Here is a 10814-nt window from a genome sequence, read left to right as displayed (position 1 = left end):
ATTTTGCCCACACCACGCACCAACGCGGCCAAGGACATCTGCCATTTTGTCCATAATTCTTTTCCTCCCTTATTGACTACCTAATAATAGCAAAGGGTGAAATACTTGGAAACGCTTTCCCCACATTCTGTAAGAGTCTTACAATTTTTTTAAAATATTTAAAAATGATATGTAAATTTATTACATATCATGATCTGTCTTTTTTTCATATTTTTGTTCACAATTTATCTTTCTAATTAAGTTAGGATAATAGTCTTTTTGAAATAAGATTGAAAAGATTAGATCCATTAAATAATCACTACTTAACTTTGAAGAATAGGTTTCTATTTTCGAAACAATATTTTCTTTACTACACATTGTTAAGCAATAATTCGCCCGTTTTCTTAAATAACTATCATTTATTGAAGTAATTGCAATAATAGTTCCCTTATTATCCACAATCCGATCAACTATCGTTTTTATTTCATGACTCTCACCAGAATAAGATATCACGATTGCAACTGTATTTTTATTTACAAATAAAGAACGCTTATCTTGATCATTTGGTGAAGATTTAAAATTAACAAAGTGATCGATCGAAATCATCCGATGCTCGAATAATAGTCCCGAAAGATACGAAGCTCCAACAGCAAAAATATCAATAACTGATGTTTTTAATAACTTTTCAATTACTTGATTAAGTACATCATAGTCGAGTAATGCTTTAGTCGCCTCAATCGTATCTTTATATAACTCGCCTAACTGATTTGTGACTTCTTGAATACTATCATTCTCTTTAAAAGGTCGATTGTAATCAACATCAGTTTGATAACTAGTTAAAACTGATGAAGCAAAATTGATCTTAAAGCTATTGTAGTTTTTTTCACCCAGTTTCTTGCAAAAACGACTGATCGTCGCTGTTGAAGTAAAAGTCGCCTCAGCTAACTCAACTAAACGCATATTAGCCACTTCTTCTTTATGATCAATTATATAATTAGCAATCCCTTTTTCAATGTCACTAAATCCTTTTTTGTATTCCAGTTTTGATAATAAACTCATAAACTACCCCCGAATTACTTTATAAATATTGTCCCAAATTTTTTTCCATTATAACACTAATAAGGGCATGTTAGTCTTTTTTAACACTATTTTAACACTATTCTTTTTTGATTTTTCTAAAATAAAAAAGCCCTTTTGGACTTTTCATCATTTAGATTAAATAGTCACTAAATTAAAATATAAACTGTCAATAGATATCTTATGAGAGTAGCGACTATTTCTACAAGCCAACTAGCCTGTGGAAATATAATACTCCATTGTTTTATAAAAAAATATAAATTTATATAATTCAGGATAGTATTTTCAAAATTAGCAATTTTAAATATTAAATTATGAAAATTTTTTACATAATTTATTTTTTATTTTCAAAGTCAATTACTTTTAAAGCAGTAGTAACATTACTTTGATAATCCTTTACAAGTAAAGACACAAAAATGACATCTAGAACATACATTGTTGCAGTAAATGATGTAATCACTTCTAAACTAAGGATATCTTGTGACGAGTAAACATTGAGGTAAATATCACAATAGTTTTGTAATTCACCCTTTTTACCACCAATTGCAATAACATAGATTCCTGCCTTTTTTAAATATTTAGCAATCTTGATCATCTCACTATTATTGCCAGTAAAAGAAATAAGTATGGCTACACATTGACGACTATTTTTTTGTGATAAAATGAAATGTTCGTTGATTCCACTATGTGCATCGCACTCTTTTCCTAAAGTCATGATTTTAAAAGCAGCTTGACTGGCAATCGTATAACTAATTCCTGTTCCATAAATAGAAATACGTTTAGCTTGAGATAAACGATTAATCACCTGAATCATTTTATTTTGATCTAAATCCAGCCTTGTCTGTACTATTGATTTATCATAAATAGTTGGGATAACTTTAACAATATCTTGATATGTACTGTTTTCATCAACCGGTTCATCTTTTAAAAGACTACTAATTCGACTTAATTCATTATACTCAAATTCAACCTGGCGTTTAAATTCTTGATAACTATTAACCTCCAGCTTTTTACAAAGACGTATTACTGTAGCCTTACTCGTATAAGTTTCTTTTCCTAATTCTTCCACTGATAATTGATATAACTGTTCAGGATGTTTTAAAACATACTCTGCAATTAGCTTTTCGCTATTAGTAAAGCGTTTCCTCTCCCTTAGCTTCTCTAAGATCATCACTATCACCTCATCTTTTCCTATTATGACATAGATATCAAGATGAAACAAATTTGAACTAATCAATTATCTTTTTATTAATTAAAATAAAGGAGATTGAAAATCCTCCTCCATTTTACAAAACAGCTAAATATCATTTAAACTTTCACCGTTCGTTGCAATAACTTTTTGATACCACCAAAAACTCTTCTTGGGATAACGCGCCAACGTTCCACTAAAATCATCATGCACATCAACATAAATATAGCCATAACGTTTAGATACTTGACATTTTGTATTAGCAACAATATCGATTGGACCCCAACTTGTATAACCGAGTACTTCTACACCATCTTTGATTGCTTCTAAAACCTGCTTTAAATGCTCTTTTAAATAATCAATACGATAATCATCATTTACTGTATAACCATATTGTTCATCTACAACCAAAATATCCTTTGCCCCAAGACCATTTTCAACAATAAATAACGGAAGCTGATATCGATCATAAAATTGATTAAGAATATATCGCAACCCTTTAGGATCAATCTGCCAACCCCATTCAGATTCTTTTAAATAGGGATTTTTAACTCCGCTCATTACATTTCCCCGAGCTTGTTGATTAAGTTTCTCATCAGCTGTAGCACAATAACTCATATAATAACTAAAAGAAATAAAATCGACTGTATTTTTTAAAATTTCTTCATCTTCTTTCGTGATTTCTAAATGAATATGATTTTCTTCAAAAAAACGTAGCATGTATCCTGGATATTTTCCCCTAACATGGACGTCAGCAAAGAATAGTGACTCCCGATCACGTCGGACTGTTTCCTGAATATCTTCAGGCTGCGGGGTCAATGGATAGATTGGACTCCCTGCAATCATACAACCAATTTTAAAATTCGGATTGATTTTATGAGCTATTTTTGTTGCTTGAGCACTTGCAACAAACTGGTGATGAATTGCCTGATATAAAACTTCGGGATTAATTTGATCAGCTTTTCCTTTAATCCCACCACCATTAAAGGGGGCATGAAGAATAACATTTATTTCATTGAATGTTAGCCAGTACTTAACCTTATTACAATAACGTTCAAAACATACTTGAGCAAAGTTAAGATAAAAATCAATTACTTTACGATTCACCCATCCTCCATAATTAGTCGCTAGATATAAAGGCATCTCGTAATGTGATAATGTAACTAGGGGTTGTATTCCATATTTAGCTAATTCATCAAAAACATCATCGTAAAACTGTAAACCCTTTTCATTAGGAACCGTCTCATCACCATGCGGGAAAATACGGCTCCATGCTATCGATAAGCGTAATACTTTAAATCCCATCTGAGCGAACAATGCAATATCTTCTTTATAGCGATGATAAAAGTCAATTGCATTTTTCTTTAAATAATTATCTAATGGCGGAATTGCTTCATTACCAAATACCCCTTCAGGCAAAGCATCAGCCGTTGAATAACCTTTGCCATCTTCTAAGACTGCGCCTTCACACTGATTAGCCGCTATTGCACCACCCCATAAAAATCCTTTAGGAAAATTTTTTTCTACCATCTTCATGACTACACCTCTTGCAATTTATTTAGTGCAAAAGTCAATACCGCTTTTCCATCCATCTTGCCATAATCGCGCATATCTATTAAATATGCTGGTACTCCATTAGCATCATCCGCAATACTTTTTTCTAGATAACGCACCTGTGGTCCTAAAAGAATAACATCTGCATCTTGGCTGTGATTTTTTACTTCTGTTGCTCCGACTGCCCAGATTTTTGTTTCAATTCCTTTTTCCTGTGCTGCTTGTTCCATTTTTGTAACTAATAGACTAGTTGACATTCCACCAGCACAACATAATAAAATTCTTATCATTTTAATTTTCCTCCATCTCATCAATTCTTTCAATTTTAAAAATTACTGGTCTTGTCCCATCACTACAACAAGCAATCATCATCTTTTCATCATTAGTCCAGCCTTTCATAATTGAGCCACCTTGCAAAGCTGCATAAATATAGCGACTGACGGCATCCCAAGCCTCACTGCAAAACTTTCCATTCATCATATTCCAAAAATCATCTTTGCCATTACCACGCTCCAAAATAAATTCCTGTCCCTCTTTAAACAATGGACATTTACCAACTTGCGGATCCGCTAAATATTGATCCGCTAAATCTTGATAATACTCTCTTCTTAATACCGTAATTTTACACTTAGACATCTGTTTGCTCCTTTCAAATCCTTTTTTCTACACTTTTAATTTAACATCAGAAAATAAAAGAAACAACAAGCTCGTAAACTGTTGTTCCAGTGTTTCATTTATATATTATTTTTATAATTTATTTTGATACTTGTGGTCCACTAAAGGCATTTTTTAATCGTTCTAAAGCTTCTTTTAAGACCCAAGTAGGGCAAGCGATATTAATTCTTTCAAATCCTTCTCCTTCTTGACCGAAGACATATCCCTCATCTAAATATAGATCAGCAGCAATCATTTTCTTCTCTAATTCTAGATAGTCATAACCTAAATTTCTAAAGTCTAGCCAAGCTAAATATGTTCCTTCTAATGGATATACTGTAACTGATGGAAGATTTTTCTTGATAAAGTCTACCAGTATGTCATAGTTATGATGAATCAATGTCTTAAATTCAGCTAACCATGCATCTCCTTTAGTATAAGCTAATCGTGTTGCTTCAAAAGATAATGTGTTTAATGTAAAAAATCCTTTTTTCTCTTGTTGCGCAATAAATTTAGCTCTTAATTCTTTATTCTTAATAATAATATTAGATCCTTGCAAACCTGCAATATTAAAACTTTTACTTGGTGCTGTACATGTTACAGTAATATCTCCAATCACTTCACTTAAAACAGCAATTGGATAATGTGTATACCCCGGCATAGTTAAATCTTCATGAATCTCATCACTAAGAATTATAATTCCATTATTTAAGCAAATATCCGCAATTTTTTCTAGCTCTTCTTTTGTCCATACACGCCCTACAGGATTATGAGGATTACAAAGAATCAATAACTTTGTATTTGCTTGTTTTGCAAGTTCTTCAAATTTATCAAAATCAATTTGGTAACTATTTTCATGATTTATTAAAGGACATCTTTGTACTCGACGATTATTTAACTCAATTGCCCGATAGAAAGGATAATAAACTGGCGTAAAAATAATTACTCCGTCATTTTCTTCAGTAAATGCAGTTACCCCATCGCTTAACGCTGGTACTACACCATTAGATAAAACGATCCATTCTTTTTCAACTTGATAATTGTGTTTATCCTTCATCCAGTTAATTACTGCATCGTAATAAGCTGCTGTTCCATTTGTATAGCCAAATACAGGATTATTCTGCATAAATTCAAGCATCCCTTCAGCAATCTCTGGTGCTAATTTCAAATCTAAATCAGCGACTGAAAGTGGAGCTATATTTTTAGCAACTGCAGGATTATGATCTTTCATCCCGTTCCATTTAGCAGAACCATTTTGACTCCGATCAACTAATGTTTCAAAATCATATTTCATTTCTCTACCTCCATTATTAAGCACCTATATAGTTAAGTACCTTAATAATAGTATACTCTCACAATTTATAAAGTCAAATAAAAAGAATCATAACGATTCTTCATTGTCTTGTGCATATTCTTTATTTAAAGCTCTTTGAACCTTAATATAAATATCTATTTCTTCATTGCTAAAACTAATTAAATTCTTAAAATAACGTTTCATAATTTTCTTATCAAACTGACCATGTAAATCAAAAATCTGCCTCCCGCCAACCGTTAAGTATAAATTATACTCACGATTATTATGAGGATTCTTGGTTCTTGAAATTAATCCTTTTTGTTCTAGCTTCTTTAAAATTTGACTGCTGGCACTTAATGTTTTTTTTAATTCTTTAGCAATCATCGAAGCATTTATTCCAGGGTGATTTCCAATTATTGCAAGAGTGTGAGTTTCTACTGGATAAAGCATCACTTTGCCAAATTGTCGAGGTTTACTATCATATTCTTGTATTAAATCATAACTTTCGTCAATTACTTTAATCATATTATCAAATCGCTCTTGATCCACAAAAATCACCTCAGGTATCATTCTATCAAATAATAACCAATGTTGCAAACAATCATAAAAAGACTGGTTTTACCAGTCTTTAAAGGATTACATTAAATGTGATTCTTTGGTTGTGTATTCTTGAACTACTTTTTGAATCTTTTGTGGAGTTTCTGGTTCTAATGGATACCAGCCTTTAGAATACATAAGATCAAAGACCTCACGTTGAATCTGATATACCTCTTTTTGAATATCTATTAATTTATTTGCTAGTTGTTGATGAGAGCATTCAATGATAAAAGTCGTATAATCACTTAATAATGATTTTAAACATAATAGAACATCATTGATTCTATCATAATCATTAAACGTATTTTCATTTGGTAAAATTGGTTGTTTCGTTGGATTTGAATAATTTTGATTATCCATTTAAACACCCCAATAATTCACTATAATGATTTTTAATTGTGCTATTAACACGTCCTAAAGTCATCTTAATATCATTATCTTCAACACTTTCTTCGTAAGCCTTTAACTTCTTCGATAATACATATAAACTATTCAATTGATCATTAAAAGAGCCACTATCTTTAGTAGATATCATTTTTGGTGGTTGATTCATAAAATTCCTCCTTCAATAATATTTTGGTTCTTTTATAAAACAATTATGCATAATCATATACAAAAGATTAAAATAAAAATATTTTTTATTTTCTACTTATAAATTTTTCAAATCTGACTAATACTAGAGTATCTTTATTAAAAAATAAAAAACATTATTATCTTCAATAATGTTTCTTTACCAAATTAACAGCCCTAAATTTTTATCCTGCTACTTTTATTTTATTTTCAATATATGCCATTACTGCTTCTTTAGGGATATTTAATACCGCTGCAAATTCTTGATGCAGTAGATCTTCTGCTTCTTTTTTGTACCGCTCATCAGTTTGACTTAATCGCTTATTTTGTAACAATAAATTTTTTTGCTTTGCTTGAAGATTACAAATCAATTGAATCAAGCCATCACAAGTATATTGACTTATCGTTTCTTTGTAATAATCTGTTAATTGTCTTAAATTTTGATTTTCAATAATCTCTTTTTGTACTTTAGGATGTCTGGTCAATAATCGTTCTAACTCCTCTATCGAAATCAAATGACGCATATATACTTGCGTATCAATTGGCACATACGTCTTACCGTCCATAAAAATAGGATTTAAAGTATAATACTTTCGGGAATTGGGCTGCTTACCAATACTAATTACTCCAATATTTTCAATCCTACAAACACTTTGATTACCATATATAATCAAATCTCCTTTTTCATACACATAACCACCTAGCTTTCTATTAAGTATATGCTTAATATATCTATTATACCGCACTATTAGTTACTATATGCAAAAGTAATTAAAATATACTAAATTTTCTTTTTTATGCAGCTAAAGACTACATCTTTTTATATTTGATTTTACTATTTAAATCTTGTTAATAATTTCAACAGTTTTACATGTTTCGTATATCATTAGGGCTTGCTTTAGCAATGATGGTGACAGTATTTTTTAGCTAAAAACCTTTATTGTTGTAATATCGTTAATCCAACTAGAATTTGTTAAAACAGTAAGATAGATTGACCATCGTTTAATTGGTATTTCACTTTCCATTCAATATTTTATTCCTAATGAAGATACTATTTTAGTTGAAATATTATTAGGTACTTCGGTTTATTTTTACCAGAATATAAATATAAATAAATTATCAATATTGACAGTGCGCTAAATATATCGATCGATGGTTCTTTTAGATACTAAAACAGCAATAGAAAATCAACTTATTAGTTTAATCAGTGAAATATTTATTTCATGACCAAACTAATATTATCTACTAACTAAAAAATGCAGACCATTGTTTGCCTACATTTTTTGTGCATATTCTTTTACTATTTTAGAAATCAAATTTAACAAAGCTTCTTCGTCATTAACTTCATAATCAGGTTTAATATCCATTGCTTTAAGTCCCTTTTTATTTAACCAAATACATTTCCAATTAGCATTTTTGGCCCCAATCACATCATTTTCATAAGAATCACCGACATAGATACAATCTTTATCCGTAATTAAATTAAATATCTGTGGATCTGGTTTTGAATAACCAACAACCGATGAAATGTAGATATCCTCGAGAGCAACCCAGTTGCTCATCTTTAGTCTACGTAATTTTTCCATTTGATGACAAGCAGGTCCATTAGTAATTATCCCTATTCCTATATGATTATCTTTTAATAAATCTAATATATCTTTGATTGCATTACTAGTTGTAATGTCTTGTTGATATACATAATATTTTGTTTGAAATGCTAAAGCATGTGCTTCATCAATTTCAAGATAATATTCTTTTAAGGCTGCTTGGATACGATAGATATACATTTCATTTATTGTAACTTGACCAGACTGGCTTGCCTCAAATATTTTATCACTATATTTACGAAATTTGATATATAGGCAAAGTCTTTATTTTAGGAAATATTTCAATAAATGCCTTTTTAAATGGAATGAACTGATCATATAGCGTGTCATCAACATCAAAATAGAATTTCATCTTTTTACCGTTTATAATTTATTAATCATTTTTACAACATTATCTACTGTAAAACCATATCTTTTAAACAGTTCATCAGCAGGTGCTGAAGCTCCGAAGCTATCCATTGTTATATATTTGCCTTTTAAGCCAACAAACTCTCCCCAGGACATTCTTGAACCCGCTTCAATTGCGATTCTCTTTTCTATACCTGGCGGCAGGATACTTTCTCTATATTCCCGGCTCTGCTGTTTAAATATATCCATACTCGGCATACTTACTACCCTTATCGCTTTGCCTCTGATCCGTTTCTTTGCTTCTACTGCCAATGTCACTTCTGATCCTGAGGCTATGATGATTATTTCCGGTGTTCCTTCACACTCATCAATAACATATCCTCCTTTTAATGCTTCTCGGCTAGATCCTTTGATCTGTGGTAGATTTTGTCTTGATAAAACCAGTGCTGTTGGTGTTGTTTTTGATGTCATCGCCAGATACCATCCAGCATTAGTCTCCTGTGCATCGCACGGTCTAAACACATTGAAGTTCGGCATCGCTCTCAGCATCGTCAGCTGTTCTACCGGTTCATGAGTTGGCCCGTCTTCACCTACACCGATACTGTCATGCGTCAATACATATATCAATGGCAGATTCATCAAAGCTGACAATCTAGCCATCGGTTTGACATAGTCGCTGAATACAAAGAACGTTGATACAAAAGTCTTCAATCCACCATAAAGCATTATTCCGTTTCCAATCCCTGTCATCGCCTGCTCTCTTACTCCGTAGTGTAAATTCCTTCCCCTGTAATTCTCGGCACTAAAGTCTCCTACTTTATTTAAATATGTTTTTGTAGATGGTGCTAAGTCTGCTGAACCACCCATGAAATTTGGAAATAGTTCCTTTATCCGGTTCATCGCAGTTCCCGACAAATTTCTTGTTGATTCAGGTTTATTTTCAAATTTCCAGAATTCCACATCGTTTTCAAGTACTTTATTATAGTCCACCTCAAAATACTGCTTCCATAATTTTTTCATCTCTGGATATGTTACCAGATAATCATCAAACATATCCTTCCAAATCTTATAGATTACCTCGCTGCGTTCCTGCTGTTTTGCTGTATTGAGATAAACTTCCTCATCTATCGCAAATGTCCTATCCTCATCAAGTCCCAGTGTCCTTTTTAATTCCCTGACATTTTCTTCACCCAGTGGCTCTCCATGTGCACTGGCTTTTCCCTCTTTAGCCGGACATCCTTTTCCAATTCTGGTTTTCACTTCAATAAAGGCCGGCTTTTGAGATACCCTAGCTTGATTTATCGCACTTAATATTTCGTCAAGATCGTCTCCATCTTCAACCGTGAATGTATCAAAACCAAATGCCTTCATTCTTCCCTGAACATCTTCTCTAAAGGCAATATCCGTGCTTCCTTCAATCGAAATATTATTTGAATCGTATAAAACGATCAGTTTCTCCAGTTTTAAAGTGCCTGCAAGTGAAAATGCCTCTGACGAGATTCCTTCCATCAGACAGCCGTCACCGCCTAGTACATAAGTAAAGCTGTCAAATACTGGATATCCCGGTCTATTAAAAATCGCTGCCAAGTGTGCCTGGGCCATTGCCATTCCTGTTGCCATAGCCATCCCTGCTCCCAATGGTCCTGTCGTTGCCTCGACCCCTACAGTATGTCCGTATTCAGGATGCCCCGGAGTCAGTGAATCAAGCTGTCTAAACTGTCTTAGATCCTCTATCGTTAATCCATAGTTATACAAATGAAGCAGACTATAAAGCAGTGATGATCCATGTCCTCCCGACAAGATAAAGCGATCCCGGTTGACCCACTTCCGATGTGTTCCACTATGTTTCATGACCTTTCCCCATAAGATATAGGCCGCCGCCGCTGAACCCAAAGGCAGTCCCGGATGTCCTGAATTTGCCTTTTCAACAGTATCAGCGCATAAT

General features: G+C 32.5%; 12 protein-coding genes. All 12 read right to left on the bottom strand.

The features are described 5' to 3' along the window. Positions 1-180: 180 nt before the first annotated feature. Entirely contained in the window at positions 181-1038 is an 858-nt protein-coding gene (locus KTF99_RS16345; protein ID WP_003538870.1) for a MurR/RpiR family transcriptional regulator, read from the bottom strand. A gap of 352 nt (positions 1039-1390) precedes the next feature. Further along, a complete protein-coding gene (locus tag KTF99_RS16340; protein WP_008792225.1) occupies positions 1391-2227 on the bottom strand; it encodes a MurR/RpiR family transcriptional regulator in 837 nt (278 codons plus the stop codon). A gap of 126 nt (positions 2228-2353) precedes the next feature. Next, positions 2354-3781, bottom strand: a complete 1428-nt coding sequence (locus tag KTF99_RS16335) for a glycoside hydrolase family 1 protein (RefSeq protein WP_003538878.1) — start codon at positions 3779-3781, stop codon at positions 2354-2356. 2 nt (positions 3782-3783) lie between these two features. After that, the gene (locus KTF99_RS16330) at positions 3784-4089 is read right to left on the bottom strand and encodes a PTS sugar transporter subunit IIB (RefSeq protein WP_008792227.1); all 306 of its coding nucleotides are present in this window, start codon (positions 4087-4089) and stop codon (positions 3784-3786) included. A 1-nt stretch (position 4090) separates the two neighbouring features. Further along, positions 4091-4435, bottom strand: coding sequence for a TIGR04076 family protein (locus KTF99_RS16325; protein ID WP_003538880.1), 345 nt, complete (start codon positions 4433-4435; stop codon positions 4091-4093). 118 nt (positions 4436-4553) lie between these two features. Further along, entirely contained in the window at positions 4554-5747 is a 1194-nt protein-coding gene (locus KTF99_RS16320; RefSeq protein ID WP_008792228.1) for a MalY/PatB family protein, read from the bottom strand. Between the two features lie 87 nt (positions 5748-5834). Beyond that, positions 5835-6296, bottom strand: coding sequence for a MarR family winged helix-turn-helix transcriptional regulator (locus KTF99_RS16315; protein WP_008792229.1), 462 nt, complete (start codon positions 6294-6296; stop codon positions 5835-5837). Positions 6297-6383: 87 nt separating this feature from the next. Further along, positions 6384-6704 carry a spore coat protein gene (locus tag KTF99_RS16310; protein ID WP_003538886.1) on the bottom strand — a complete coding sequence of 107 codons (321 nt, stop codon included), beginning with the start codon at positions 6702-6704 and terminating at the stop codon, positions 6384-6386. Further along, a complete protein-coding gene (locus KTF99_RS16305) occupies positions 6697-6897 on the bottom strand; it encodes a hypothetical protein (protein ID WP_003538887.1) in 201 nt (66 codons plus the stop codon). Before KTF99_RS16305 ends, KTF99_RS16310 begins: the two co-directional genes overlap by 8 nt. A gap of 202 nt (positions 6898-7099) precedes the next feature. Further along, positions 7100-7606 carry a CarD family transcriptional regulator gene (locus tag KTF99_RS16300; protein WP_008792230.1) on the bottom strand — a complete coding sequence of 169 codons (507 nt, stop codon included), beginning with the start codon at positions 7604-7606 and terminating at the stop codon, positions 7100-7102. A 582-nt stretch (positions 7607-8188) separates the two neighbouring features. Then, positions 8189-8701: an HAD family hydrolase gene (locus KTF99_RS16295; protein ID WP_254210223.1), complete on the bottom strand. Its 513-nt coding sequence runs from the start codon at positions 8699-8701 to the stop codon at positions 8189-8191. 183 nt (positions 8702-8884) lie between these two features. Continuing rightward, on the bottom strand, positions 8885-10814 hold a 1930-nt coding region (gene tkt, locus KTF99_RS16290), incomplete at its 5' end, for a transketolase (RefSeq protein ID WP_029481752.1).

Origin of the sequence: Erysipelatoclostridium sp. MSK.7.34 (assembly GCF_019041935.1) — a bacterium.
Taxonomy (GTDB): Bacteria; Bacillota_I; Bacilli_A; order Erysipelotrichales; family Coprobacillaceae; genus Thomasclavelia; species Thomasclavelia ramosa.
Note: the sequence above shows the minus strand (reverse complement) of the source record. Positions and strands in the feature narration are given on the sequence as shown.